Source organism: Thermomicrobium sp. CFH 73360 (assembly GCF_023806465.1).
Lineage (GTDB): Bacteria > Chloroflexota > Chloroflexia > Thermomicrobiales > Thermomicrobiaceae > Thermomicrobium.
Genome location: NZ_JAMSLS010000002.1, coordinates 604,858 through 630,409, shown reverse-complemented (window position 1 = coordinate 630,409; position 25,552 = coordinate 604,858). Strand labels below are relative to the sequence as shown.

The 25,552-nt window shown below is 61.7% G+C and carries 23 protein-coding genes and 3 pseudogenes; 16 read left to right on the top strand and 10 right to left on the bottom strand.

Features of this window, described 5'->3' with window-relative positions; all coding sequences use genetic code 11:
- The first annotated feature begins 33 nt into the window (after window positions 1–33).
- Entirely contained in the window at window positions 34–261 is a 228-nt protein-coding gene (locus NET03_RS06145; protein ID WP_252128018.1) for a DUF951 domain-containing protein, read from the top strand.
- Window positions 258–1,568 (top strand): MFS transporter, encoded by a 1,311-nt coding sequence (locus tag NET03_RS06140; protein WP_252128017.1) that lies wholly within the window; start codon window positions 258–260, stop codon window positions 1,566–1,568. The genes NET03_RS06145 and NET03_RS06140 overlap by 4 nt, the downstream gene beginning before the upstream one ends.
- Here NET03_RS06140 and NET03_RS06135 read toward each other — a convergent pair.
- From NET03_RS06135 to NET03_RS06105, 6 genes and pseudogenes are all read right to left on the bottom strand, one after another.
- Entirely contained in the window at window positions 1,525–1,857 is a 333-nt protein-coding gene (locus NET03_RS06135; RefSeq protein WP_252128016.1) for a DUF5808 domain-containing protein, read from the bottom strand. The two genes, NET03_RS06140 and NET03_RS06135, sit on opposite strands and share 44 nt — an antisense overlap.
- 284 nt (window positions 1,858–2,141) lie before the next feature.
- Window positions 2,142–3,004, bottom strand: a pseudogene (locus NET03_RS13895) (ABC transporter permease).
- Between the two features lie 42 nt (window positions 3,005–3,046).
- Window positions 3,047–4,063: an ABC transporter permease gene (locus NET03_RS06120; protein WP_252128014.1), complete on the bottom strand. Its 1,017-nt coding sequence runs from the start codon at window positions 4,061–4,063 to the stop codon at window positions 3,047–3,049.
- A gap of 37 nt (window positions 4,064–4,100) precedes the next feature.
- Window positions 4,101–4,427 (bottom strand): periplasmic substrate-binding domain-containing protein, encoded by a 327-nt coding sequence (locus tag NET03_RS06115; protein WP_252128013.1) that lies wholly within the window; start codon window positions 4,425–4,427, stop codon window positions 4,101–4,103.
- Window positions 4,428–4,509: 82 nt separating this feature from the next.
- Window positions 4,510–5,361 (bottom strand): ABC transporter substrate-binding protein, encoded by an 852-nt coding sequence (locus NET03_RS06110; protein ID WP_252128012.1) that lies wholly within the window; start codon window positions 5,359–5,361, stop codon window positions 4,510–4,512.
- The gene (locus NET03_RS06105) at window positions 5,348–5,815 is read right to left on the bottom strand and encodes a hypothetical protein (protein WP_252128011.1); all 468 of its coding nucleotides are present in this window, start codon (window positions 5,813–5,815) and stop codon (window positions 5,348–5,350) included. Before NET03_RS06105 ends, NET03_RS06110 begins: the two co-directional genes overlap by 14 nt.
- 446 nt (window positions 5,816–6,261) lie before the next feature.
- Between NET03_RS06105 and rny the strand changes: the two genes are divergently transcribed.
- From rny to NET03_RS06055, 10 genes are all read left to right on the top strand, one after another.
- On the top strand, window positions 6,262–7,794 hold the full coding sequence (gene rny, locus NET03_RS06100; protein WP_252128010.1) for a ribonuclease Y: 1,533 nt from the start codon (window positions 6,262–6,264) through the stop codon (window positions 7,792–7,794).
- 525 nt (window positions 7,795–8,319) lie between these two features.
- Window positions 8,320–8,709 carry a stage V sporulation protein S gene (locus NET03_RS06095; RefSeq protein ID WP_286207158.1) on the top strand — a complete coding sequence of 130 codons (390 nt, stop codon included), beginning with the start codon at window positions 8,320–8,322 and terminating at the stop codon, window positions 8,707–8,709.
- A 51-nt stretch (window positions 8,710–8,760) separates the two neighbouring features.
- Window positions 8,761–9,615 (top strand): PHP domain-containing protein, encoded by an 855-nt coding sequence (locus tag NET03_RS06090; RefSeq protein WP_286207157.1) that lies wholly within the window; start codon window positions 8,761–8,763, stop codon window positions 9,613–9,615.
- A 38-nt stretch (window positions 9,616–9,653) separates the two neighbouring features.
- Window positions 9,654–10,790 (top strand): PIN/TRAM domain-containing protein, encoded by a 1,137-nt coding sequence (locus tag NET03_RS06085; RefSeq protein WP_252128008.1) that lies wholly within the window; start codon window positions 9,654–9,656, stop codon window positions 10,788–10,790.
- Window positions 10,787–11,476: a 2-C-methyl-D-erythritol 4-phosphate cytidylyltransferase gene (gene ispD, locus NET03_RS06080; protein WP_252128007.1), complete on the top strand. Its 690-nt coding sequence runs from the start codon at window positions 10,787–10,789 to the stop codon at window positions 11,474–11,476. The genes NET03_RS06085 and ispD overlap by 4 nt, the downstream gene beginning before the upstream one ends.
- Window positions 11,473–11,973, top strand: coding sequence for a 2-C-methyl-D-erythritol 2,4-cyclodiphosphate synthase (gene ispF / locus NET03_RS06075; protein WP_252128006.1), 501 nt, complete (start codon window positions 11,473–11,475; stop codon window positions 11,971–11,973). The genes ispD and ispF overlap by 4 nt, the downstream gene beginning before the upstream one ends.
- A 16-nt stretch (window positions 11,974–11,989) precedes the next feature.
- Window positions 11,990–12,454, top strand: a complete 465-nt coding sequence (dtd, locus tag NET03_RS06070; protein ID WP_252128142.1) for a D-aminoacyl-tRNA deacylase — start codon at window positions 11,990–11,992, stop codon at window positions 12,452–12,454.
- Window positions 12,455–12,485: 31 nt separating this feature from the next.
- Window positions 12,486–13,151: a zinc ribbon domain-containing protein gene (locus NET03_RS06065; RefSeq protein ID WP_252128005.1), complete on the top strand. Its 666-nt coding sequence runs from the start codon at window positions 12,486–12,488 to the stop codon at window positions 13,149–13,151.
- A gap of 18 nt (window positions 13,152–13,169) precedes the next feature.
- The gene (locus tag NET03_RS06060) at window positions 13,170–14,837 is read left to right on the top strand and encodes a hypothetical protein (protein ID WP_252128004.1); all 1,668 of its coding nucleotides are present in this window, start codon (window positions 13,170–13,172) and stop codon (window positions 14,835–14,837) included.
- On the top strand, window positions 14,834–15,937 hold the full coding sequence (locus NET03_RS06055; protein WP_252128003.1) for a hypothetical protein: 1,104 nt from the start codon (window positions 14,834–14,836) through the stop codon (window positions 15,935–15,937). The genes NET03_RS06060 and NET03_RS06055 overlap by 4 nt, the downstream gene beginning before the upstream one ends.
- Window position 15,938: 1 nt before the next feature.
- On the opposite strand, the gene NET03_RS06050 is transcribed toward NET03_RS06055, so the two are convergent.
- From NET03_RS06050 to NET03_RS06035, 4 genes are all read right to left on the bottom strand, one after another.
- On the bottom strand, window positions 15,939–17,108 hold the full coding sequence (locus NET03_RS06050) for a M50 family metallopeptidase (protein WP_252128002.1): 1,170 nt from the start codon (window positions 17,106–17,108) through the stop codon (window positions 15,939–15,941).
- 123 nt (window positions 17,109–17,231) lie between these two features.
- On the bottom strand, window positions 17,232–18,422 hold the full coding sequence (locus tag NET03_RS06045; RefSeq protein ID WP_252128001.1) for a dipeptidase: 1,191 nt from the start codon (window positions 18,420–18,422) through the stop codon (window positions 17,232–17,234).
- Window positions 18,367–19,113, bottom strand: coding sequence for a dephospho-CoA kinase (gene coaE, locus NET03_RS06040; RefSeq protein ID WP_252128000.1), 747 nt, complete (start codon window positions 19,111–19,113; stop codon window positions 18,367–18,369). Before coaE ends, NET03_RS06045 begins: the two co-directional genes overlap by 56 nt.
- A 2-nt stretch (window positions 19,114–19,115) precedes the next feature.
- Window positions 19,116–21,023, bottom strand: coding sequence for an ABC-F family ATP-binding cassette domain-containing protein (locus NET03_RS06035; protein WP_252127999.1), 1,908 nt, complete (start codon window positions 21,021–21,023; stop codon window positions 19,116–19,118).
- 103 nt (window positions 21,024–21,126) lie between these two features.
- On the opposite strand from NET03_RS06035, the gene lysA reads away from it, so the two are divergent.
- The 4 genes and pseudogenes from lysA to obgE all read left to right on the top strand — a co-directional run bounded on the left by lysA (window position 21,127) and on the right by obgE (window position 25,551).
- Window positions 21,127–22,494 (top strand): diaminopimelate decarboxylase, encoded by a 1,368-nt coding sequence (lysA, locus tag NET03_RS06030; protein WP_252127998.1) that lies wholly within the window; start codon window positions 21,127–21,129, stop codon window positions 22,492–22,494.
- Between the two features lie 110 nt (window positions 22,495–22,604).
- Window positions 22,605–22,955, top strand: a pseudogene (locus NET03_RS13790) (sigma-70 factor domain-containing protein); the annotation flags it as partial.
- Window positions 22,956–23,360: 405 nt separating this feature from the next.
- A pseudogene (gene rpoD / locus NET03_RS13785) lies at window positions 23,361–24,086 on the top strand (RNA polymerase sigma factor RpoD); the annotation flags it as partial.
- 61 nt (window positions 24,087–24,147) lie between these two features.
- Window positions 24,148–25,551, top strand: coding sequence for a GTPase ObgE (gene obgE, locus NET03_RS06020; RefSeq protein WP_353655787.1), 1,404 nt, complete (start codon window positions 24,148–24,150; stop codon window positions 25,549–25,551).
- Window position 25,552: the final 1 nt, after the last annotated feature.

Sequence of the window (25,552 nt, the reverse complement as noted above, 5' to 3'; positions counted from 1 at the left end):
GTGACCAGCTATACTCGCTCCCAGGAGGGACTGATGACGCTCGACGTCCAGGTCGACGACGTTGTGCGCTTGCGCAAGCAGCATCCCTGTGGCTCGACCGACTGGGTCGTCGTTCGGGTCGGGGCAGATATTGGTCTCCGCTGCCTCGGTTGCGGGCGGCGTGTCTTGTTGCCACGCCACGAGTTTCGCCGGCGGCTCAAAACGATCGTGACTCGCTCGGAGAAGCCGCCGCTTGTGCTCCCCCCCACGGCCGCGCGATGAGTCGTCTTGAAACGCTTGAGCCACTTCCCGAAGAGACTGTTACACGAGAGCGTAGTCTCCTCCGTCATCGACCGTTCGTGCTGCTCTGGCTTGTCCAGACGCTGTCGCAGACGTCACAGAACGCGGTAAATTTCGCCTTGCTGGTCCTGGTGCAAGGCATTCTCGAGCGCGGAGCACCGCTTCCTACCAATACTGCAGTCGGTCTTGCAGTGCTGAGCTTTTCGTTGCCTGCCGTACTGGTGAGTCCACTCTCAGGTGTTGTGGCCGATCGCTTTGATCGACGAAGTGTGTTGATCACTACGAACGCGCTCAGAGGGCTTGCGGTCATCGGTTTGCTCTTCATCGAGGCGCGCTGGGCCCCGCTAGCAGCGCTGCTTGTGGTCTACGCTCTCGCCTTCGCCTCAGGTACTGTCGGACAATTCTTCGGCCCGGCACTCTGGTCGATGCTACCGAGCGTGGTTCCAAGTGGGCGGCTTGTCCGGGCAAATGCGCTTTTCAACCTCACGTTCACCGCATCGCAGCTGGCGGGGTTTGCAATCGCTGGGCCGCTCTTGGTCAAGCTGGTTGGGGTCCGGGCTGTGCTCGGGGCAACCGTCGTGTTCTTCGCCGTGAGCACAGCGCTTTCCATCCTCCTTCCACGTGTAGCGGTGAACCGTCGCCTGGTGCTCAATACGGGGGCACTGGTCGTGCAGGTCTGGAATGAGATGGTGGAAGGGGTGCGGCTTGCTGCTGGACACCGGGTCCTGCGCAAGGCGATCGGGTATTTGGCGGTTGCTACCGCGACGTATCTCGTCGTCGCAGCGCTCGGGCCGGGGTATGTGACGCTGGTGCTCGAATTGGCCAAGGAAGATATTGCCTATCTCGTCTTGCCAGCTGGACTTGGGGTGGTGTTCGGGACGCTCATCGTGGACCGCGTCACCCGCTGGTTGGGGATTGAGCGCACGGCGGATATTGCACTCGTCGGTGGTGGTTTATTGCTTGTGGCTCTCGCTGAACTTCCCGATGCGTTGGGACGTGGTATTGCAGAACTCATTGGTGCGGTGACCGTTGCAGCGCTCCTCGGTCTTGCGGATGGGCTTGTCCGTGCACCGGCGCAGACACTGCTCCAGGCGGAAGCGCCGGAGCAAGCACGCGGACGAATCTTCGCGGTCTTTTTCACCGTTTCCAACAGCGTCGCGTTTCTCCCAGTTTTCGGGGCTGGTGCGCTAGCGGATGCATTCGGGGTGACAACTGTTCTCCTCGGACTTGGCGTTGTGCTGACGCTCACTGGTGCGTGGCAGCTCCTTGCCCGCCGAGCGCGGTCGTAAGTCGTCGGCGCGCCTGCTCGACGAGTGGGGAAAGGCGGAGCCAAGCCCGCGCGAGATTGACTGACCAGCCGATTCCCCACGGCATCGAGGTGATGATTCTTGGGTCGTCAGGGTTCCAGAGACTCGCACGCAGGCGTTCAAGAGAGGGAAGGCGGAAGTCATACGGAACGGGTCCGATCTGCCCCATCCACGTGCGCTCAGCCGGAGCGCGGCGAAGCTGGTCGTAGAGCGCTGCGCCGATCAGTCCCAAGGCGATCCATTTGGCAAGTCGTGCAACAACACACCGCATAGATTTCCCCCCTTCTGCCAGTCACTCCATGCTGGGGCAACGACCACAGCTGGAAATGATTACACATGTTCTTTCGGTTGCACGCTCCCCGATCGAGGTTTTGACCGAAGTGCGGTCTTCTCATCCCTTGCACCCATGCGGTTACCCTCAGAGGCGGCGCTGACTCGGTACGTGTTCTCTTCCGTTCCTCAAATCAGGAGTGAGCATTCCCGGCTCAGTCCAGACCCCTTGCGAAGGAAAGGGAGCCTCTGCGCACGTCTCGTACCGTCGTGGCTGGAGATCGCTCAGCGTCGGCGACGCCGCGGATCGAGTACATCTCGGAGTCCATCACCGAGGAAGTTGAGTGCCATCACGACGCTAAAGATCGCAAGCCCAGGGAACGTTGGGAGCCACCACTGGCTGAAACGACGTTGCCCCTCGCGGATCATTGCACTCCATTCTGGCGCGGGAGGGACAGCACCAAGGCCGATAAAGGAGAGTCCTGCTGTGAGGACAATGGCTGCACCGACGTCGAGTGTTGCTTTGACTACCAGGGGGGCCTGGGTGTTGGGGAGGATGTGAATGAGCAGTAAGCGAAGCCTGCTCATGCCAAGTGCTTCGGCAGCGGTCACTTACTCCTGTGCCTTCACAGCCAAGACCTGTGCACGCATGAGCCGCGCGTACTCCGGCCACAGGACGATCACGATTGCGATCAATGCATTCTTCAAACCCGGACCAAGCGCAGCAGCAATCGCCATTGCCAAGACGATCGAGGGGAAGGCAAGCACCATGTCGGCGATGCGCATAAGGATGGCATCGATCCAGCTCCTGCGTAGCCAGCGATCGCACCGACGAGACAACCGATAACGAGTGCTCCGAGGACAGTGAGGAAGCCTGCCGGGAGTGAGATGCGGGCACCATAGAGGGTGCGCCGAAAAATATCGCGGCCGAGGTCGTCGGTTCCGAACCAATGCGTCAGGCTTGGCGACTGAAGCCGCGCACTCACGTCAGTGGCCAGGGGATGGAACGGCACGAGGAATGTGACCGTCAGGGCAACGCCGATCCAGAAGAGCAAAATGGCAAGCCCCACCAACGCGCTTGGTCGTTGCCAGAGAGCGCGGAACGCCTGCCAAGCCGGCCGATCCCACCAGCGCGAGCGAGTACCCAACCGTTCCGCTGTGCGCACGCCCGTGAGCACGCGGCAACTCCCTCAGCTTACCCGGATCCGGGTGTCGAGGATGCCGTAGAGGACGTCGGTCACAAAGTTCACGATCACATAAACGACTGCAATGAGTAGTGTCACCCCCATCACGGCTGGAAGATCAAGTTTCATAGCGGCGTCCACGGCGTAGCGTCCAATTCCTGGCCAAGCGAAGCTCGTTTCGGTCAATACGACGCCAGCCAAAAGACTGCCGAAAGTGAGGCCAATAACCGTGACCGTCGGAATCAGTGCATTGCGCAGGGCATGGATGAGGATAACACGATGTTCCCTGAGTCCCTTGGCACGGGCGGTCCGGATGTAGTCTGCTCCGAGTACGTCGAGCAGGGCCGAGCGGGTCATGCGCGCGATGATCCCCATAGCATAACTCCCAAGGACCATACCGGGCAAGACCAAATGAGCGAGGACGTTCAGAAAGAGCGACAGGTCTCCCGCGAGTAGGCTGTCAATGGTGTAAAAGCCGGTGCGGAACGGTGGAGCAGTGAGGCGAGGGTCGATGCGACCGGGACCAGGGAGGAGGCGGAGGTTGGCATAGAAGAGTTGTAGGGCCAAGAGCCCAAGCCAGAAGACCGGAAGTGACACACCAACGAGCGAGACAATTCTCGCCAGATGATCGATCCAGCGCTCGTACCAGAGTGCGGAAAGGATTCCGAGTGTCAAGCCGGAAGTGACAGCAAAGAGCATCGCAGCGAGGGCAAGTTCCACCGTCGCTGGGAAACGTTGCCGGAGCTCCTGCGTGACCGGTCGGCGGCTCGTATACGACTCTCCAAGGTCGCCTCGCAGGAGATTGCGAAGATAGAACAGAGACTGTTCCGGGAGTGATCGGTCGAGTCCCCACTGCTCCCGATACATGCGGACGGTCTCCGGATCGCTGGCGGCACGCTCAGGCAAGATCGCCATAAGCGGGTCAGCCGGAATGAGGTGAGAGACCGTAAAGGTCACGAGGGTGATCCCGAAGAGCAAAGGGATTGTCAAGAGAAAACGCCGGAAAACGAACTGCCCGAGCACAGTCCACTGCTCCCGATGAATCGCTCCGGGCGGCGGCTCAGCTCTTTCGTACTTTGCTCAGGTCAACCCCGATCACCGGATCGAACACATAGCCGTGCACGTTTTTGCCGACGGCGATCTGTGCCTTGGGCTGATAGAGGCAGAGGAACGGCGCGTCCTCGTTGAGCAGTCGTTGCCCCTGCGCGTAGAGTCGAGCACGCTCTTGTGGATCAGCGGTGCGGGCAGCTCGCTGGAAGAGGTCGGCGACTTGTGGGTTGGTGTATGCCACACGCTTCGCCGCGGCTTCGCCAGGAACCCCGAAGGGGATTGCCCAGCCGTGCGGGTCGAGGAAGTCCGGCGTCCAGCCAGAAATCGTGCACTGCAACTTGCCTGCCCGATAGTCGGCGAGTCGGACATCCGGTGCGCGTGGATCAAGAGTGACGCGGATTCCAACCTTCCGCAGATCGTCAGCAATCTTGCTCGCTAGAACTTCGGATGAGACACCCCCGACCTCTGTGCCGCCGCTGGAGAAGGTCAGGGTGAGGTCGAAGCCGTTCGCTAAACCCGCTTCCCCCAAAGAGTTGCCGAGCGCGCTCCACATTGGTCTGATACCGTGCGTCCTCGGCCTCGGTGACACCCAACAGGCCGCTCGGAATGACTGAGGGCGGACGGACAGCAGCACCTCGGAGAATCTGCTGGATGATCCCGTCATAGTCGATTGCGTAGGCGATAGCCTGCCGCACGCGCTTGTCGGCAAGCTCTTTCCCTATCTCGGGACTGGTGTGCATCGCGAAGTACTCGGTGTCGAGCGTATCGCCGCGGACAATCTGTGTCGTGCCAGCCTGCGCGAGTTCGGCGATGAGATCGGCATCGAGGTTGTGTGCCGCGTCGACGTCACCACTTTCCAGAAGCTGTCGCTGAGTCGTCGGATCAGGGATGTGCCGGATAATCACCCGTTCGAGCGCTGCCGGCTGCCCCCAGTAGTTCGGATTACGCACCATAACAATCTCTTGTTCATTGACCCAGCCCTTGAGCACGAAGGGACCGGAACCAGCCGAGTTCTGGTTCAGCCACTCTGTTACCTTGTCTGCGCCGGGTTGGTCGGTACCACCCTGTTGCTTGACAACGGTTGAATCGAGGATCGAGAAGTTTGGGGAAACGAGCATGGCGAGGAAGACGGCATTCGGCTCAGTGAGTCTGATGCGGACCGTTCGGGCGTCTGGGGTTTCCATTGCCTGAATAATATCGGCCAACCAGGAGGGGTTGTCCTTCAGTTCGCGCAGACGGTTGAAACTGAAGACGACGTCAGCGGAAGTCAATTGATTCCCAGAGGCAAAGCGTACCCCCCTCGCGGAGAGTGAAAGTGTATGTTGTAACGTCTTGTGTGATGTCGAACTTTTCAGCCAAGTGGGGATGGATAGTGCGGATATCCCGCGCTTGAATGGTCACTAAGCGTTCATAGCAAGCGCCCATCACGATGGGCGAAGTCAATTCGTACTGGCGCGATGGATCAAGCGTGATCGTATCGGTGAGCCGTGCGATGACAAACGCCCCGCCGGTCGCGGCTGTCACTGGGGTTGGAGAGGCCGCAGGAGCCAGGGTCTGACCAGGAGCAGGGGCAGTAGTCGGCGTTGCCGCAGGCGGAGTCTCCGCTGAACGGGCGCATGCCCCAAGGAGGCCGGCCCCGAGAAGTCCGGCTCCCAAGCTCGCGAGACGGAGAAAGCGGCGATGTTGCATCGCGCAAGTGAGCCAGGCAGAACGCTCGGCGGACATAACCCCCCTCCTCACGTTGCTGACCAGATCGCTCAACGAAGTCTGATCTGTGATGTCGTGTCTTGTTAAGGGGATTCGCGTCTGGTGGTCTACCCGCTTGCCGGGCTAATGTACCGTTGCTCTACTGAGCGCTGCCGGGGAGAGCAGTACGGGCTCCAAGCAGCTGCAGTTCTTCCATCGGTGCTCTACCGCTGGCGGTGTTGAGCACGGGCTGAGCAGACCATGCCCACCACGAGATGCGAGGATGGGGCTGTGGTTATGGCGAATTCATGTGAGCCTCTGAGCTCCGCTTCACAGGGCAGCAGTGCTCGGCCGCACGTTTGGCGTGAGCGGCTGGTGAGGGGTATCCTTAGAGGCGGGCAATTCCCCGCCAGTTATTGGTCGTTCGCTTCATTGCGTGACGACCTTGTACGTTACCAAACGATGCATTGAGGAGAGGCGCGGAGATGGAGACCATGCTGATGGTCGTCGCCGCGGTCGTCGTCACAGCGATCGTGGTGATGTTCGGAACCTACCTGTACTTACAGCGGGCAGCACGCTCGCGCCTGCGCGCAACGGGAGACGAGGTCCGGCGACTGCTGGAAGAGGCTGAGGCGCGGCAGAGAGAGATCCTCCTGGAGGCGAAGGATGCCGCGCTGAAGCTGCGCGAGGAACTGGAGCAGGAATATCAGCTGCGACGCCAACAAGTCGAGCGTCTGGAGCGGCGGCTTCAGGCCAAGGAGGAACAGCTGGACCGGCGCCTGGAGAATCTTGAAAAGCGTGAACGCAAGATCCAGGCGCGAGAGAAGGAGATCGAGGAGCGCCTCGAGGAGATCGCCCGGTTGGAGCAGGAACGGCAGGCCGAGCTCCAACGCGTGGCGCAGATGACACTGGAGGAAGCGCGGCAGCTTGTGATCCAGCAGGCGACCGAGGAGGCACGCGAACTGCTCAACCGTCAGGTCCGCGAACTCGAGCAGCAGGTGCGCGAGGAGGCGCAACAGCGTGCCCGCATGATTCTGGCGACAGCCATTCAACGGATCGCGTCCGAATACGTCGCCGAGGCCACGGTAACCGTCGTCCCGCTTCCGAGCGACGACATGAAGGGTCGTATTATCGGGCGTGAAGGACGGAATATCCGAGCGCTCGAGCAGGCGACGGGTGTTGATCTTATCGTCGACGATACACCAGAGGCTGTCACACTTTCATCCTTCGATCCAGTGCGGCGCGAGATCGCTCGTCGGGCACTGTTGAAGCTCATCCAAGACGGGCGAATTCACCCCGCGCGGATCGAAGAGGTGGTCGAGAAGACGCGCCAAGAGGTCGAGCAGATCATCTGGGAAGAGGGGGAACGGGCAGCACTCGAGGCTGGGGTGCAGGGCCTGCACCCGGATCTCATCCGCCTGCTGGGTCGACTTCGCTTCCGCACGAGTTACGGGCAGAACGTACTCCAGCATTCGATCGAGGTTGCGCTCATCGCTGGTGCACTCGCTGCCGAGCTCGGTGCGGACGTCAATGTCGCCAAGACAGCCGGGCTCCTGCACGATATCGGCAAGGCCGTCGACCACGAGGTCGAGGGGCCGCATGCGTTGATCGGCGCAGACATCGCGCGACGCCTCGGTCGGTCGGCCAAGATTGTGCACGCGATTGCGGCACATCACGGTGAGGAAGAGCCCAAGACGATCGAAGCATTTATCGTCGCGGCTGCCGACGCGATCAGTGGTGCTCGGCCAGGAGCGCGGCGTGAGATGCTCGAAGCCTACATCAAGCGTCTTGAAGCGCTCGAGAGCGTCGCGACATCCTTCCCCGGCGTCCAAAAGGCGTACGCAATCCAGGCCGGGCGCGAAGTACGTATTCTCGTCAGGCCGGACCAGATTGACGACTACGGTGCGTTGCGGCTTGCCCGCGACGTGGTCAAGAAGATCCAGGAGACACTCGATTACCCGGGACAGATCAAAGTTACTGTCATTCGTGAGACGCGGGCGATCGATTATGCCCGCTAACCGCGACACAGCCGGCATCCACGCGGGTGCCGGCTGTTTTGCTTGATGTCCTCGCGGGGGAGATCGACACGCTTCACAGTCGATACTCCCGAAGTCAGGCTTCGCGATTCAGTAGTAGGATTACAGCCGTTCCCAGAATGCTGGTGGCCTGAGCGACTCTTCTCGTCTGCTGAACCGCACGGACAGGCAGTGATGCTGGCTGGTCACCCTACGATGATCGCCGACAGCACTGCGGACGTGATATCCAGTGTCGGGACGGTGCAGCTCACACGCTCGCATCGAGCGAACAGTGCAAAGGGCTGCCTCTTGTGTCTATTGACGCGCTCGTCTCGGTGTGGTACGCCTACACGCGGCTGCAGCCTCATGGCTGGCCCGTCGCGACGGCAAGTCGGTGTATGGGGATAGGGAAGTCATCCTGGAGAGGAGTGGGGGGACCGCGTAGAGGATCGGACGCGCTGCTCGGAAATGGAGTCGGGCTGAGCGACAAGCGTGGCAGAGTGACCCACATCCATCGGAGGAGTCAGAATGGAGCGCTTCTTCAGTAAACTCGATTTGCGTGAGATCAAAATCGGTACAGAGGCGAGTTTCCCTCCTGAGGAGGGTTATCAGGAGTCTCCCCGGTCCGGCGGTCAAGCGGGTGGTCAGAAGCGGCGGAGCGAGGTGCTCAAGGTGTCAGCGCGCTCTCGCCCGAGCGCAGTCGCTGGCGCGATCGCAGGTGTCGTTCGGGAAGTTGGGCGGGCTGAGGTCCAGGCCATCGGTGCTGGTGCGGCCAATCAGGCGATCAAGGCGGTGGCGATCGCCCGCGATTACCTCGCCGAGTCGGGTATTGATGCCGTGTGTCTCCCCTCATTCATTACGGTCACGATCGGGAACGAGGATCGCACAGCGATCCGGCTGATTGTCGAACCGCGCTGAACGAGGACTGCCCCCGGCGAGGGCACCGGGGGCAGTCTCTCTATCTTGTGCATGGGTACAGTCGATCTCCACACCCACACGAATGCGTCCGACGGGCTCCTTTCACCTGAGGAGCTCGTCCAGTTGGCGGCAGCGCGCGGCCTTCGCGTGCTTGGCATCACTGATCACGACACCGTTGCTGGTCTTGCGCCAGCACAGACGGTTGCTGCTCAGCTCGGTGTCACGGTTGTCCCGGGAATCGAGCTGAGTACCGCAGTCGAGGCTGGTGAAGTCCACGTGTTGGGATACTTCATCGATCCACAACAGCCAGTGCTCCGTGCTCATCTCGAGCGGTTGGTCGAGGCGCGGCGAGAGCGCGCCGCGCGCATCGTAGAGCAACTCCGTAGGCTCGGCTTCCCGTTCACGCTCGAGGATCTGGAAACGGTTGCTCAGGGCGGGACGATCACCCGGGCGCACGCTGCACGGTTGCTTCTCACCCATGGCTATGTCTCGTCCATTGACGAGGCGTTCGACCGATACTTGGGCCGCAATCGTCCGGCGTATGTCCCGCGCAGCTATCCATCTCCTCGTCAGGCGGTCGAAATCATCTTCGCAGCCGGTGGTGTACCGGTTCTGGCGCACCCGCTCAGCGTCGATGACCTCGAATCGGTGCTCGCTGAGTTGGTGCCAGCCGGGCTGGCTGGTCTTGAGGCGTGGTACGCGGAATATCCGCCGGAGATCCAGCGTGAACTGGTCGAACTGGCTCGACGGTGGGATCTCATCCCAACAGGAGGGAGCGATTACCACGGCCCCGCATTTCGTGCTGGCCGCGAGTTGGGAAGCGTTGAGGTACCACTCGAAATCGTCGCGGCGCTTGAAACGCGTGCTCGGCATTACGAGCGACCTGCTACACTGCCTGAGCAGTGAGAGCGCGAGCGACACGGCCGGCGAATGGATGCGGCGACATGGTAGCACTGAAGCCTCCCCAAGACGCCGCGCAGACAGCTTCGACTGAGGGCACGATAGAACATCCGCCAGTCGATCGACGCCGGGCGCGAGCTGAGCGAGCGAACGCGCCGATCGGGCGGCTGTTACGCTATAGTGGCCTGTTCGTCGGTGCACTGGTCGGCTGGTCGTTCGGTGGTGTGCTGGCTGCACGGCCAGAACTCGTCGGGGCTTCACAGCTGTTCCTCGCTGCAGTGCTCGCGGCGCTGGGATTCCTGACGACCCCGTATGTCGTCTTTGACCTCGTCGACGCAATTCTTCTGCGGTTGCGTACGCTCACCCTCGATGCACTCATCGCAGGCGGTCTCGGCGCATTTTTGGGTGCGCTGCTTGGTCTCTTGCTTGCGTGGCCCTTGGCCCTGTTGCCGCGTCCAGCTGGGCAACTCGTCCCGCCTGCCATCGCGCTGCTGGCGACGCTGATTGGAACACTTGTCGGGCACAGCAAGCGGACGGAGATCCTCTCGCTCGTTGGGCGAGCGTCGCGCCCGGGTGAGCCAGCCTTGGTACTGGACACGAGTGCGCTCATCGATGGGCGCATCCGAGCGCTTCTCCAGACAGGATTCTTCGAGGGCACAGTCTACGTGCCTAAGGAGGTACTGCAGGAGCTCCATCGCATCGCTGAAAGTCGTGAGAGTACCCGGCGAGCACGCGGCCGACGTGGACTGGAGGTTCTTCGCCGGCTCCGCGAGGACCTTGGAGCTGGGCTCGAAGTGCTGTCCGCTTTTCAGCCAGCACGTCCCACTGACGAAGCCGTTGTGGCGCGCTGCAGTGAGCTCGGTGGCCGCCTCGTGACGTGTGACCAGCGTCTCGCCGATGTGGCGCGAGTGCGCGGGCTTATCGTGCTCAATCCACACCAGCTGGCTGAAGCGCTTCGGAGTCCAGTGCATGTGGGTGACCAGCTGACGCTCCTTCTCGTCGGTCCAGGGCGGGAACCGGAGCAGGCGATCGGGTACCTGGAGGACGGCACACTTGTGGTCGTTGAGCGTGCAGAGTCCTTTATCGGCCGCGAGGTGCTCGTCGAAGTGACTCGCACGCTACAGACGGCGAGCGGTCGGCTCGTCTTCGGCCAACTTGTGCAGCGAGGCGAGACACCATGACGTGCGGGGCAGTGATTCCTGCCGCTGGCAGTGGACAACGACTTGGTGGACGCGATAAGGCGCTCCTCCCGCTCGCCGGTCGACCAGCACTCGCGTGGGTTCTCGGGGCACTCGCGCGCTCGGCGCAGATCGATGAAATCGTTGTCGTCGCCAGCGAGGCCAATGCTGCAGCAATCGAGTCACTGTGCCAGGTGTCGGAACTCCGGATACCGGTGCGTGTCACGTTAGGGGGAGCCGAACGGGCACTCTCGGTACGAGCGGGGGTCGAGTGTCTTAGTCCGTCGGTCCAGCTTGTCCTGATCCACGACGCAGCGCGACCGCTCCTTACTTCGGAGCTCGTCCGGCGTGCGATCGCGATGGCACACCGGCACGGAGCGGTGGTTGCTGCTGTACCGGTCGTCGATACGATCAAGCAGGTTTCAGTGGATGGGCGAGTTGTCACAACGCCGGATCGTTCGACGCTCGTGGCCGCACAAACCCCCCAGGTGTTCCGTCTCGATTGGCTGCGTGAGACCTACCGTCGGGTTGGTGCAAGTTTGGCCACGGTGACCGATGAAGCAACGCTTCTCGAGCGTGCGGGTTTTCCAGTTTACATCTTCCCTGGTGATCCAGAGAACATCAAGCTGACGACGCCACTCGATGTGACGATTGCAGAGTTTTTGCTCGCTCGAAGGAGAAGGGAATGATCCGCGTCGGCTTGGGGTACGATGTTCACCCCCTCGTCACCGGGCGTCGACTCGTGCTCGGTGGTGTGGAAATTCCTGGAACGGTTGGTCTGGCTGGACATTCTGATGCTGACGTTCTGGCACACGCGATCGGCGACGCTGTGCTCGGAGCGGCTGGTCTCGGGGATCTGGGAACGCATTTTCCTCCCGAGGATGAGCGGTGGCGAAATGTCTCTAGCTTGGAACTGCTTCGTCACATTCGCCGCCTCGTCCAGGAGGCCGGATGGCGTATCGCGTACGTTGATGCCACGCTTGTTGCGGAGTACCCACGGATTGCACCGTTCCGTGAGCGGATGCGCGAGCGGATCGCCGAAGCGCTGGCGATCACCACTACACAGGTGAATCTGAAGGCGACAACGAATGAGCGGCTCGGTTTCATCGGGCGTGGCGAGGGGATCGCTGCCCTTGCTGTAGCGACGCTCGAATCGGAGCATGGTGCCCAAAGTGATGCGGATTGAGGAGGGGGATGGAACAGTGCGCGTCCTCGTCCAGCGTGTGAGTCAAGCGAGTGTGACGGTGGACGGCCAAGTCGTCGGAGCGATCGGCCCGGGCTTGCTTCTGCTCGTTGGCGTGCGGCGTGGTGACGATCAGGCGACGGCCGAGTGGATGGCTCGCAAAGTGGCGCACCTGCGTATCTTCGAGGACGAGGCCGGTAAGATGAACCGCTCAGTGCTCGAGATCGGAGGGGGTGTGCTCGTCGTCTCACAGTTCACGCTGTATGCCGACGTTCGTAAGGGACGTCGTCCGAGCTTCATCGAGGCAGCTCCGCCGGATGAGGCTCGTCCACTCGTCGAAGCCTTTGCAGAGGCACTCCGGTCGCTCAGCCTACCGGTAGAGACTGGTGTCTTCGGGGCTCACATGGACGTGGCGTTGGTCAATGATGGTCCGGTGACGATCTGGCTCGACAGCGCAGAGCTCCGGGGGGATACTGGGGAATAGGACTTCTGGGGTACTCGAATCCGAAGGGACAATGCTACACTGCGCGCAGAATGCACTGCGCGAGCGGAGGTTCATCGTGTATTGCCCGCAGTGTGGTCAGCACATCGCCGAAGATCGTGATGTGTGTCCGGTGTGTGGCGCTGTGCTGAGCGGGGAGGTGGCTAGTACGAGCACTTGTCCGAGCTGCGGAGCACCACGTGCCCCAGATGACACGTATTGCCGGCGCTGTGGTGCTGTGCTTCCGCTTGATCTCTCTGCGCTGGGCGGTCTCCAAGAGGGCACAACAATAGCTGGCGCGCTCTCCGATGCTGCATTACCGGAGTGGTTGCGGGGCGATGAGCCGAGCGCGCCTGGCGGAGAACTGGAATGGCTGAGTGAGGCGGAGCTTCCCGACTGGCTGCGTGAACCGGGCGAATCGCTTCCCGTGGCTGCTGAGCCGGTGGGGCAGGAGAGAGTGGTGGTCCCGCCAGTTTCGCCCGTGTGGACTCGCCTATCGGACGTCGAGGCGGTGGCTCCGACCGTCTTTGCCCCATTGCCGCTACTCTCGCTTCCAGCTATCCGCGCGGAATTGGCCAACGCTCCAGCGGCAGCGGCGAGCGAGTCTGCAGCCGGGCGACGAGCAGCACGGTTGGCGTTGGTGGTGGCGCTGGCGGTCTTGATCGGCGTTGCTGTCTACATCTTGTGGCTGAGTCGCTAGCGAAGGCGCGGAGGAGCGATGGGAGACGCAGAGCCGGTGCGGAGCGCGATCGTCCTCTCGCTGAACGGGGCAACAACACGGGCGATCGTGACTGATCGTGTCGAAGGAGAACCGCGTCTCGTGGCGAGCGCCAGCGTGGTAGGACGATCGGTCATCCCCGCGCTCGAGGTAATCGAACGACGACTTGGCCGATCTGTTCTCGATAGTGGAAGGCCGATCAGTGCCCGGAGTGTGCTTGGAGATGGGGCCGACGCTTGGATTTCGGTCGGACTACCTCTGTCACGGCCAACGGTCGTGCTCGTTGCGCTCGGAGGCCAGAACTTCGCTGCCGAGTTGGCTGCGACTGCAGCGCGTGCCTCTCCCGTACGAGTGTCCCAGCTCGTCGTTGATGAGACGACGAGCCCGACAGTGCTTGCCCAGAAGCTGAATGAGCAGCGACCGGACCTGCTCCTCTTAGCTGGCTTAGCGGATGACGCTGTTTGGCGGACCGCCTTTGCCGCGGTAACGAGTGCCATCGGTGACGAGTGGCGGCCTCGCCTCGGAATCGTCGTTGCGCCAGAGGCGATTCAGCAACACGTCGCAGCCGCACTCGGCGAGCAGCTTGAGCTTATGGGAGTCGATCCCGGGGAGTATGCACCAGCCGAAGTCGTGCGTGCGCTCTCCGCCGAACTCCGCGCGCAAGCTGTGGAAGCGCTGCGCAGCGAGCTTGAGGGCACGTTCTCGGAGCAACTGGTCGATCGGTTGACAGCGCTGGAGCGAGCAGCAGCGTTCTTGGTTCGTCGAGCAGAGCAGCGACTGGTCCTAGTGGATCTGGAGCAGGGGGCCACTGTGCTGTGGGCCCGCGCGGAGGGTCTTGCAACAATCCATCGCGCGGAGCAGGATCTCGGTCACCAGGCGCTCGGATTGGCGGAGCTCGGCTCCGAGAGCATCCAGCGGTGGCTCCCTTGGTCGATCGGTGACGATGAGCTTCTCGATTGGCTGGCTAATCGAGTGCTCTCACCGTATCCCGTCATTCTCAACGAACGTGACCAGTTTCTTGCTGCTGCCTTTGTCCGAGCGCTCTTGCGTGTGGTCGCAGGCGAGATCGAGCAGCAGGATGTTCGAGAGGACTTGACGCTCATTGCACTCGGACCCTGGTTCGCGACGCTTCCGCCGGCACTCGCGGTGCTGTGTGCCCTCGATGGAATTGAGCCGGTGCCGGTGAGCGGCCTTGTGAGTATTGCGCTGGATGAAGCGGATCTCCTCGCCGCAGGTGGAGCGATTGCGGAGTTCCACCCTGGTTATGCGGCGAGGGTATTGGAACGCGATGCGCTCTTGCCGCTCGCGCATGTGCTTGTTCTCACAGGTGATGGCGTCGAGGGCGCCATCGCCGTGCGTGGTGAACTGCGGACTGGTGAGATCGTCCAGCGTTTCAGCGTTCCATGGGGAAGTGTGCACGTCCTCCCATTCTCTCCAGGGACATTTGCGGAACTCTCTGTGGAACTGGAGTCGGGTGTCCGGATCGGGGGGCTCGAGGCGGGCGTTGCGCTGCAGTTCACGGGTGACGCGGCGCTCGGCTGGGCGCGTCTTGGTGTCGTGATCGATGCAAGAGGGCGTCCGTTACGGTTGCCAAGTGATCCCGCGGCGCGCATGCGTCGCCTCCGCTCGTGGCTCGCGGACCTTGGTTTGTCGGGAGGGGCAGAGTGACCACGTTTGCATTCGCGCCGGTCATCGCGGAGGATGTCGAGTGCGTCGTCCGACGCCTGCTCGTCGCACCTGAGGTGCGCGTGGCGGCGTCTCAACTCGTCGAGCCGGAGACCATCATCGCCACCGCTGCAACGGGTGTCAGCCGGGCGGCCCGCATCGCTCTTGCGGTGGAACTCGGAGTCGCCCCAGGGGAGGTTGCTCGTTATCTGGTGCGAGCGCTCGGTGAGCGGGTCGAAGCGGGTGAGGTCGTCGCAGCCCGCCGGCGGGGACTTCGGTCCCTTCAAGTGTCGAGCCCAATTGCGGGGCGGCTTGCCACGCTGGACGAACAGACTGGGACACTTGTCGTCGTTGCCGAAGCACCGCGTCGGCCCGTGCCGGCGCTGGTTGCTGGCGAGGTGATCCGAATTACTGAAGGAGCAGTCGAGATCCGTGCCGTCGGGGATCTCGTCGCAGGTACTGTGCTCCTCGGGCCAGAATCTGCCGGCCCGCTCATGGTCCTGGCTGATCGCCCGGACCGGGAATTGCCGATCGACGAGTTTGACGAGCGCTGTCGTGGTACGGTCGTTGTTGCGGGGATGACGGTGAGCAGTGCAGTCCTGCGCCGATTGCTGGACATCGGCGCAGCTGGTGTCATCGTCGGGAGCCTCTCCGTGAGTGCGCTCGAACCTTTCTTCAGAGATCTTGCCCAGGTGCGTCGGGTACTGACAGGTTTCCGTGGGGACTGGCCTTTGCCGTTTGGCATCCTGGTCATGGAGGGCTTCGGTCGGATTGCGCTCGCTGACCCGTTCTTCGAGGCGCTCCGTGAGCGCACTGGACGCTGGGCTGCGCTGCTCCATGGTGAAAGTATCGGTCTCGATCGACCGGTTTGTTTCACCCCTTCGCGTGGACTCCATGGACGGTCGCTGCAACCGGTTCCGCTCTCCGTCGGGATGCCTGTCCACCTCCGGATTCCAGCTGGACCCGGTATCGCGCACGTGCGCAGCCTCCCGTTCCTCGCACGGTGTCTTGAAGGGCTTGCCTTTGAGGCAGTCCTTGTCGAGCGCGACGGGCGTGTTGAGACTGTGCCGGTCGATCTTGTCGATCCGCTCGAAGCACCGTGACTTAGGAGACGCGTCGTTCTCTGCGTTGCTGTGCGTAGATCGCCGCGACTTCGTCCGGGGTTCGTGCCAGTTCTTGCCGCAGCTGTAGGAAACGTAGCAAGGCGTTGCGTGTCAAAATCCCGAGCAGTCGACCATCCTCGACGACGGGAATCTGGTGGATCTCGTGCCCGGCCATGAGACGCAGCACACGCTCGAGATCATCGTCTGGTGAAGCGGTGATTAGGCGCTCCCGTGGCGTCATGAGATCACGCACACGATGGCTTGCCCATTCGTGCCGTGGGACATGGCGCACGTCGGTGAGTGTCACAATGCCAACAAGGCGACCGTTCTCCACGACCGGAAAGCAACGGACGTTGTGGACGAGCAGCGCGTCCACCAGCTCGTCGACTGTGAGGTCAGGGCTGATGGTCGGTGGCTCCGGCTCCATCAGTTGGCCAACGCGCACCCCCTCAAAGAAGCGTCGGATCATGAGCTGCTGGTAAGACTGCTGGGCAGCATTCTGCAAAAACCAGCCGATCGCGATGAGCCAGATGCCAGAGAGTGGCGACCGGAAGACGAGGAAGAGTCCACCGGCCATGAACAGGAACCCGATGGCGACGCCGATCCCAGCTGCGATGCGAGTGGCACGCAGGACGTTGCGCATTGTGCCCCAGAGAAGCGCGCGGAGCACACGGCCGCCGTCAAGCGGATATGCAGGGATCGAGTTAAAGGCGACAAGGATGAGATTGGCCCAGCCGAGATACTCCAAGACGGCTCCGAGTGGCTGATTGAAATCATCAACGAACGGCCAGAGTACGATAGAGATGACCCCGATGACCACACTTACGGCGGGACCAGCCACGGCGATCAGAAACTCATCCCTCGCCCGGCGTGCCTCGTCCGCCAGCTGGGCAACACCACCAAAGATGAATAACACGATGCTCACTACCGGAACGCCGCGTGCCTGTGCGACCAGCGAATGTCCGAGTTCATGGGCTAAAACCGATGCAAAGAGGAGCAAGCTCGAAAGCGCTCCTATCGCCCAGTAGGTCCCTGGTTCCCAACCGGGATACCAGTTCGGGAAGATGCCGACAGCGAGCGAATAGGTGAGCAGTGCAAAGACGAGAAGCCAGCTATAATGGACACCAATTTCAATCCCTCGGATATGGCCGAGACGAATTGATGCCTCCACGATCAACCTCCGTCTTTGTGCGTCAAGCACATGGGGCAAGCTGAAGAAGCAGGTACCGCGCGGAACGACTCATCGGTTCGTGCTCTTCCACTCGCAGCAATCCTATCATCGGACGGAAACAATTCAGCCAACGACATCACGGAAGACGCGCAGGAAGTTGAGCCCAAGGAGTTTCCGCAGCTCTTCTTCTGTGAAACCGGCCTGCGCCAGAGCGACCGTCAGGTTCGGCCAATCGGCGAATGTCTCGTATCCCTCGAGGCGGAAGTCCGGCGTCAGGCGATGTTCCTCCGGGCGGAATCCCGTCCAGTCGAATGTGCCCGGTGGAGCAGCTGGCATTTCGGGCGGAAACTCGATCAGCGAACCAGTGCGGGAACTCGGTGGGCCAATCTTGTCCGTGCCGATGCCAACGTGGTCGATCCCGCAGACGTTCACAAGGTGCTCAACGTGCCGAACGAAGTCTTCCAGCGTGGCATGGGGGCGCCGACTGATAAAGCCTGGTACAACAACGACGCCGAAGTATCCCCCACGTTCGGCAACTGCTCGTGCCAACTCATCCGATTTCGTGCGGGGATGATCGGAAAGTGCCTTAGCGGCAGAGTGTGACACGACGACCGGTGCCGTCGAGACAGCAAGTGCGTCCCAGCCCACCTGTTCGCTGCAATGACTGATGTCGATCAAGATGCGGAGCTCGTTGAGGCGGTGGACCACTTCCAGCCCGAACGTTGTCAAACCGCCTTGGTACCGTTCGGTGCAGCCGTCACCGACAAGGTTCTGCAAGTTGTAGGTTAACTGCACCATTCGCAGGCCGAGATGATGAAACAGCTCGATACGGTCAAGATCGTCACCGAAGGCGAGCGTATCCTGAAAGTCAATCACGATTCCGTGTTTCCGTTGATGGTGCGCTCGTTCGATGTCAGCTGCCTCGCGGACAAGGACCAAGTGCTCGTCAAGGATGTCGACAATGGCATGAACCTGGCTGATGCGCCGTACGGCTTGCTCGAAAGCCTGGCTGATCGGACCTGGGCCGGAGAAGGTACCACAGGCAACGGTGACGCCGGAGCGCTCCCAGAGATCAAGATAGGCGCGGCGTGCCTCGGGTGACTCCCGAAGTTCCCGCACGACCATTGCTTCGAGGAGTGGTTGGACTTCCGCTCGGGTACGACCCATCCGTGCATATTCCGCGACGAGCTGACGCATGCGCGGGGTGAAGAGGGCTCCAGTTGTGATCGGAGGTTGCTGCGAATCGATGACCAGTGCCTCAGCGTGAAGAGCTCGTGCCTCCGCCGGCGTCAATGTTGGTTTGCGTGTCCGCATCCCGCGTGCCTTCCCCACCCTCTCCTTCGTGACGTGTGTTGGCAGTGTAGGAGGAAGGAGAAGAATAAGCAAGCATCGGACTGCTCGTCGCACCGATCTTCGCGAGCACTTCGCGCCAGAGCGTTTGCACTTGCTGTCGAGTCGCCTCAATCGACCCGCTATTATCGATGATGCGATCTGCGTGGGCGACCTTCTCTTCTTGCGGGGGTTGGGCTTGGATCCTGGCCAGGGCTTCCTCTTCGCTCAACGCGTCACGAGCCATCAAGCGTGCCAACTGCTGGTCCGGTCGGCACGTCACCACCCACACTTCATCGCATTCGCTGGCCAGACTCGATTCAAACAGTTTGATTGCGTCGATAACGACGACCGGGCGGTTGCTTTTGGCCACTCGACGGCGAATCTCAGCGATGATAACTGGATGGGTGATTGCTTCCAGGCGTCGGAGCGCCTCAGGGTCGCGGAAGACGATTGCGCCCAGTGCACGCCGGTCAAGCGTGCCATCAGGACGGAGTACGCCTTGTCCGAACGTCTGGGCAATCGCTGTAAGGACAGGGCTGCCAGGAGTCGTTACTTCGCGGGCGACCTGGTCGGCATCGATTGTTTCAGCTCCCAATGCAGCAAGTTCTCGCAGGACGAGCGACTTCCCGCAAGCGATGTTCCCGGTAAGTCCGATCACATATGGGCGCCGCACCTTCAGTCTCCAACGCGCAACCCCGCGAGTTCTTCTTGGAGCATCTCCCAGCGCGCGTAGGCCTGTTCCAGTTCTCGCATCACGGTCTCGTACGCTGCACCAAGTTCGATGATTGCCTCAACGTTCTGACGCGCGGTGGCTTCGTCAAGGTCCTCGGCGAGTTGCTGAGCTCGTTCCTCCAGTTCCTCGATCATCTGCTCTACCTGGGCGAGTGCACGCTCGACTTGACGCGGTGAGCGGCGGGATGCTACGCGTGGAGGGGCGCTGCGTCCATGGTCGAGCGTTGTTGTGCGAGGTGGTTCCGGGCGATTGGACGTGCGGCGACGCTGGTACTCAGTGAAATTGCCAAATGAGACAAGGAGTTCGTCGCCCTCGATGGCCCAGACGGTCGTCGCGAGGCGATCAATGAGATAGCGGTCGTGCGAGACAAAAAGGATCGTGCCCTCGAAGTCAGCCAGCACGGCCTCGAGCGCTTCGCGGCTTGGGAGATCCAGATGATTCGTTGGCTCGTCGAGGAGGAGAACATTGGCCCGTTCGAGTGCCAACAGCGCAAGTGCAAGACGTCGCCGTTCACCCCCGCTCAGTGCGCTGACCGGCTTGAACACCGCATCGCCCTCGAAGAGGAAGCGCGCAGCGAAGTTCCTGGCCTCACGTTCGCTCAGGGCATGCCGGCGCAGAAGTGTCTCGAGGACGGTTTGCTCTTCGTCGAAACGCGGCTCTTGCGCAAGGTAGGCAAGCTTGACACCTTGGCCGAAGCGGATCGTCCCGGCACGTGGAGGAAGTTGGCCGAGCAGCGTGCGAAGCAACGTCGTCTTGCCGACTCCGTTCGGGCCGATGATTGCGATACGCTCCCCGCGCTGGACAACGAGCTCAGGAGTCCGAAAGAGCTCGCGGCTGGGGTAACCGATCACAAGGGGAGTCGTCGTAAGGATTGTTCGCCCGCTCTGCCCACCCTGTTTCAGCCCGAGTTGAACGCGTTCGATGTCGCGCGGGCGTTCGAGGCGCTCGAGTCGACTCAGTTTGGTTGCTCGACCGCGAGCCTCACGGGCGCGCTGGCCAGCGCGGTAGCGCTGAATAAAGGCTTCTTCCTTCCGGATGTACTCCTGCTGCGCTTCATAGGCGGCGAGCCGTTCTGCAAAGCGTTGTGCCCGGAGCACGAGATACTGAGAGTAATTCCCTGGATACTCCTCGAGGCGACCGAAATGCAATTCCAGTGTCCGCGTCGTGACCTGATCAAGGAAATAGCGGTCATGTGCAACCACCAAGACGGTGCCGCGGAATCGCTGCAGGAAGCGCTCGAGCCAACTGAGCGCTTCAAGATCAAGGTGATTGGTCGGCTCGTCGAGGAGCAAGAGATCTGGGTCAGCAAGTAAGGCACGGGCGAGCGCAAGCCGCGTCCGTTGACCACCGCTGAGCTGTTCAACTGGCTGGAGAAGTTCCTCGTCGCGAAAGCCGAGGCCGGCAAGTACCTGCCGGGTGCGAACATCGAGGTCGTACCCTCCCGCGGCCTCGAAGCGTGTGCTGACACGCTCGTAAGTGGTCAACAGACGAGCTTGCTCAGCCGGGTCGTGCACGGTCGCAAGGGTCGCTGCAAGGGAGGCGAGTTCCTCCCCGAGGGCACGAACCTGTGAAAGGGCATCGAGCGCTGCCTCGAGGACACTACGACCGCTCGGTACCGCTGGTTCTTGTGGTAAGTACCCAATACGGAGTCCGCGCTGGGCGATGATCCGGCCGCTGTCGGGTTGCTCCAGGCCTGCGACAATACGGAGGAGCGTGCTCTTCCCCGCACCGTTCGGACCGACAAGGGCGACGCGATCGCGCTCGAGCAAATGGAAGCGTACGTCCCGGAACAGCTCGTCTGCCCCATAGTGTTTGCTCACGTTGTCGACAGTCAGAATTGTCTCAGGCATTGTTCAGGAACTTCCTTGCCGTTGACGCGCTGTTTCTCTTGGCGCGCCTCTGATTTGCCAACTATACTCACCGCCGTGCCCACTGTGGCGCGAAGGACGGAGGATGCGCAAGTTCGACACCGAACTGGTGCGGGTCTTGCCGGATACGGCAAGAATGGATGCCAACGGCCAGCTCTCGGTAGGTGGTCGTCCCCTGGCCGAGCTCGCTAGCGAATTTGGCACGCCGCTGTATATCTACGACGTTGCTACGATTCGGGCTGCCTGTGCTGCCTTTCGACGAGGGCTGGCTCAGTATTCTGGTGAAGCGTCGCTCATCTATGCGGCGAAGGCGTATGCCTCAGTGGCACTCTTCCAATTGCTCGCGCAGGAGGGACTCGGGATTGACTGTGTCTCGGATGGCGAGCTTTTCATGGCCCATTACGCAGGGGTTCCGGGCGAAAGACTGGTATTTCACGGAAACAATAAACTCGAGTCAGAGCTGGAACTCGCACTCCGCATTGGTGTGGGACGGTTGGTCGTCGATAACCGCGACGAGTTGGAGCTCCTCGCGGCGATTGCGACAGCCGAGGGCAAGACTGCTGCAGTCTGGCTTCGCCTCAATCCCGGTGTGGAGCCCCACGACACGCATGCGTACCGACGGACCGGACAGCTGGACTCGAAGTTCGGATTTCCAATCGAAACGGGCGATGCCGAGCGGGCTGTGTCCTTCTGCCAGTCGTGCTCGGCACTCCGGCTTCTTGGCTACCACCTGCACATTGGGTCACAAATCTTTGATCTCGCCCCGTACCGAGAAGCAATCGAGCGGGCGTTCGCTTTTGCCGCGCGAATGCGTGACCGGTATGGAGTCGTCCCAAGAGAGTTCTCGCCGGGTGGGGGGCTTGGTGTCCCCTACACCCCTGACGACCCCATGCTTGATCTTACCCAGGCAGCCGCGATGCTGGCGGAATGGGTACAAGCGGCAGCACGTGCGTGGAATCTTCCGCTCCCACGGCTTTACCTTGAGCCTGGACGTTCGCTAGTAGCACGTGCAGGCCTTGCGCTGTATCGGGTGGGGGCGGTCAAACGCATCCCAGGAGTTCGCACCTATGTGGCGGTGGATGGCGGGATGGCGGACAACATTCGCCCGGCGCTATATGGGGCACGTTACGTGGTGCTTCCTGGAAGGTTCACAGAGCGTTCCGCAGAACAAGTGACGGTAGTGGGGAAGTATTGCGAGTCGGGCGATGTGCTTGTCTGGGAGGCCTGGCTTCCCACTCCCCAACGTGGTGATCTCGTCATCGTGCCCGTCGCGGGGGCGTACTGCTTGGCGATGGCGAGTAACTACAACTTGGCGCGTCGGCCAGCGGTGGTGGCAGTGGAGGATGGGCGAGTCATGCTCTGGCAGCGGCGAGAGACGCTCACCGACCTTATCGCGCGCGAAATGGTCGCTGCCCCGAAGGTGACGGGCATTGAATTCTCGCCATGTCCGTAGTATCACTGGGCTGCCGCACGAGTAGCGATTGGGTGCCTCATCGACCGTGAGGAGTGCGCGCGGTGACTAAGGCGGAACGGCGCGGAAGACCCAAGCGGTCCCGTGATGTGATGATGAAGACGAACGAGTCAACTGACCTTCTGGTGCCGGTCGATGTCATGGCAATCCTCTCGGCTGCGCGAGCACAAGGGTGGCTCTCGCGGGAGCAGCTGACCGCACTGATCGATGCACTTGGCCCAGACGCTGCCGAGACGATCCTCGCTGAGTTGGTCGCAGAGGGGATCGTTGTGCCACTCGAGGAGGGTCATGCGGTCGATGGAGCGCTCAGTGTCTGGGATGCCGGCGAAGAGACGGACCCCGATCTCCTAGTTGAGGATCCGGTTCGGCTCTACCTCGCGGAAATTGGACGCGTTCCGCTGCTGACGGCCGAGCAAGAAGTGCAGCTGGGACAGGCTGTTGAAGCTGGTGAATATCTCGCGGAGGTGCGGCGCGCATATGGTGAGGATCCGGTGGCGATCGTGCGGGGCGTGTGGGAACGGTTCCGCACGGGATGGCCGCTGGTCGAGGCCTTTGCCGAGGGGCTTGGCTTGGAGCGACACTCGCGTTGTGCGATCCTGAGCGCCATTTTGCCGTTCAGCGCTATTTCACCAACCATCCTACGCCAAGCGCTGGAGCGTTTTGGGGCGAATCTCGAAGCAATCGAGGAAGAGTTGCGACAGCGACGGCTTGAGTTCGCACTCTTCCCTGAGCCGCTCCGACAGTGGAGTGATCCGTGCGAGCAAGCGTTACCACCCGAACCGCCGCTGGCGCAGCTTGGCTTGACGTCGGATGTGCTGGCCACACACTGGCGGCGAGTTCAGCGCGAAGGGGAAGAGGCCCGTCGCAAGCTGACGGAGGCGAACCTCCGGCTCGTGGTCAGCATCGCCAAGCGCTATGTTGGGCGTGGGCTGACACTCCTGGACTTGATCCAAGAAGGCAACCTCGGTCTGATTCGTGCAGTGGAAAAGTTCCAGACGCATAAAGGGTTCAAGTTCTCGACCTATGCCACGTGGTGGATCCGGCAGTCGATCACTCGTGCGCTCGCCGATCAGGCGCGTACGATCCGCCTGCCTGTCCACCTGGTGGATACTGTCAATCGCTTGGGGCGGATCGCACGGCAACTCACCCAAGAGCTCGGCCGAGAACCGACGACGGCGGAGCTCGCGGCAGCAGCGAATATGCCGGTGGAGCGCGTGCGCGAACTCTTGCAGGCCGCACAGGAGCCGGTCTCGCTGGAAATGCCGGTTGGTCAAGAAGCGGAGAGTACACTGGGCGAGTTTCTGGAGGATGAGCGGACAGTAGCGCCGCTCGATGCGGCGGCGATGTCGCTCTTACGCGAGCACGTGCAGGCGCTCCTTGCGACGTTGACTGAGCGGGAGCGGCGAGTGCTGGCGATGCGCTTCGGCTTGGAAGACGGGCAAACATATACACTGGAAGAAGTGGGGCGCACCTTCGGCGTGACGCGCGAGCGAGTGCGCCAGATCGAGGCCAAAGCGCTGCGGAAATTGCGTCATCCGCTGCGGGCGCGTGCACTCCGCGACTTTCTCGAGTGAGCTGCACCAGTGGCGAATGACGACGCTTGAAGTGGCTCGGCTTGCCCGGGCAGGAGGCGTCATGTTCTACGACCAGGCCAAAATCTTTGTCAAAGCTGGCAATGGTGGAAACGGAGCAGTGAGCTTCCATCGCGAGAAATACGTCCCGCGTGGCGGCCCGGACGGTGGCGATGGTGGACGTGGGGGGAATGTCTACCTGCGGGTTGATCCCTCGCTCAACACGTTGCTTCCCTTCAGCTACCAGCAGCACTTTCGTGCTGCGGACGGCCAACCGGGTCAAGGGAACAACAGGAGCGGACGTGACGGGGCAGACCTGTACATCGACGTACCGCCGGGGACAGTGGTGATCGACGAGGCGACGGGTGAGGTGCTTGGTGATCTTGTCGAACCGGGGGAGGTGCTCCTCGTCGCGCGAGGTGGGCTTGGCGGCCGGGGAAATCAGCACTTCGCAACCCCGAGCCGCCAAGTTCCGCGTTTTGCCGAAAAAGGTGAACCGGGCGAGGAACGCTGGTTGCGTCTCGAGCTGAAACTGCTCGCGGATGTTGGCCTTATCGGACTCCCAAACGCTGGGAAATCGACACTGCTTGCAGCCGTGAGTGCGGCACGGCCGAAGATTGCTGACTATCCCTTCACGACGCTTGAGCCGATGCTTGGGGTGGTGAGCGTGCCAGGGGGCAATGGTGGCTCCTTCGTCCTTGCGGACTTGCCTGGCCTGATTGCTGGTGCGTCGCGTGGTGCCGGACTCGGCCTGGAGTTCCTCCGTCACGTCGAGCGCACGCGTTTACTCATTCATGTCCTTGACGGTTCTGGCGGGCTTGAGGGGCGTGACCCGCTGGAGGACTTTCACACTGTCAACGCTGAGCTGGCTGCCTATTCGGCAGCCCTCGCCGGCAAGCCCCAGCTTGTGGCGGTGAACAAGATGGATCTCCCGGAGGCACAAGCCAACTGGCCGCGTCTCTCGACGGTACTCCAGGACCTTGGGTATGCCGTCTATCCGATCTCAGCGGCGACTGGACAGGGGGTAGGAGAACTCGTTCGAGCAGCGTGGGAGCGGCTGCAGCAGATCCCTCGTCCGGAGCGGATTGTTCCGCCGGTGCGGACACACCGCGTCTACACCCTGGATCGCTCGCAGGAACGCTGGGAGGCAATACGTCTCGCACCCCACCGTTTTGCACTCCGTGGGCCGAAGATCGAGCGCCTCACGTTGATGACAGACTTTTCGAATCCAGAGGCTGCCGAGCGCTACCAACGCCTGCTGGCGCGTTGGGGTATTTCGCGCCGCTTGATCGCGCTCGGCATCCAACCGGGAGACGTCGTCGAGGTCGCTGGCCGCGAGCTTGTCTGGGAGCCGGAGCTGGTCGAGGCCGAGCGGACACCTCCACGGCGGCGCCTCACGAAACGCGAGCGATTGCTGAAGCGTGCGGGGTTACTCGAAGAGCCAGAGGAAGAAATCGGGGAACAGTGAG

Coding starts and splice junctions, on each gene's coding strand:
- NET03_RS06145 (WP_252128018.1), top strand. CDS start 34: ATGACGCTCGACGTCCAGGTCGACGACGTTGTGCGCTTGCGCAAGCAG.
- NET03_RS06140 (WP_252128017.1), top strand. CDS start 258: ATGAGTCGTCTTGAAACGCTTGAGCCACTTCCCGAAGAGACTGTTACA.
- NET03_RS06135 (WP_252128016.1), bottom strand. CDS start 1,857: ATGCGGTGTGTTGTTGCACGACTTGCCAAATGGATCGCCTTGGGACTG.
- NET03_RS06105 (WP_252128011.1), bottom strand. CDS start 5,815: ATGTCCGCCGAGCGTTCTGCCTGGCTCACTTGCGCGATGCAACATCGC.
- rny (WP_252128010.1), top strand. CDS start 6,262: ATGGAGACCATGCTGATGGTCGTCGCCGCGGTCGTCGTCACAGCGATC.
- NET03_RS06095 (WP_286207158.1), top strand. CDS start 8,320: ATGGAGCGCTTCTTCAGTAAACTCGATTTGCGTGAGATCAAAATCGGT.
- NET03_RS06090 (WP_286207157.1), top strand. CDS start 8,761: ATGGGTACAGTCGATCTCCACACCCACACGAATGCGTCCGACGGGCTC.
- NET03_RS06085 (WP_252128008.1), top strand. CDS start 9,654: ATGGTAGCACTGAAGCCTCCCCAAGACGCCGCGCAGACAGCTTCGACT.
- ispD (WP_252128007.1), top strand. CDS start 10,787: ATGACGTGCGGGGCAGTGATTCCTGCCGCTGGCAGTGGACAACGACTT.
- ispF (WP_252128006.1), top strand. CDS start 11,473: ATGATCCGCGTCGGCTTGGGGTACGATGTTCACCCCCTCGTCACCGGG.
- NET03_RS06065 (WP_252128005.1), top strand. CDS start 12,486: ATGCTACACTGCGCGCAGAATGCACTGCGCGAGCGGAGGTTCATCGTG.
- NET03_RS06060 (WP_252128004.1), top strand. CDS start 13,170: ATGGGAGACGCAGAGCCGGTGCGGAGCGCGATCGTCCTCTCGCTGAAC.
- NET03_RS06045 (WP_252128001.1), bottom strand. CDS start 18,422: ATGCGGACACGCAAACCAACATTGACGCCGGCGGAGGCACGAGCTCTT.
- NET03_RS06035 (WP_252127999.1), bottom strand. CDS start 21,023: ATGCCTGAGACAATTCTGACTGTCGACAACGTGAGCAAACACTATGGG.
- lysA (WP_252127998.1), top strand. CDS start 21,127: ATGCGCAAGTTCGACACCGAACTGGTGCGGGTCTTGCCGGATACGGCA.
- obgE (WP_353655787.1), top strand. CDS start 24,148: ATGTTCTACGACCAGGCCAAAATCTTTGTCAAAGCTGGCAATGGTGGA.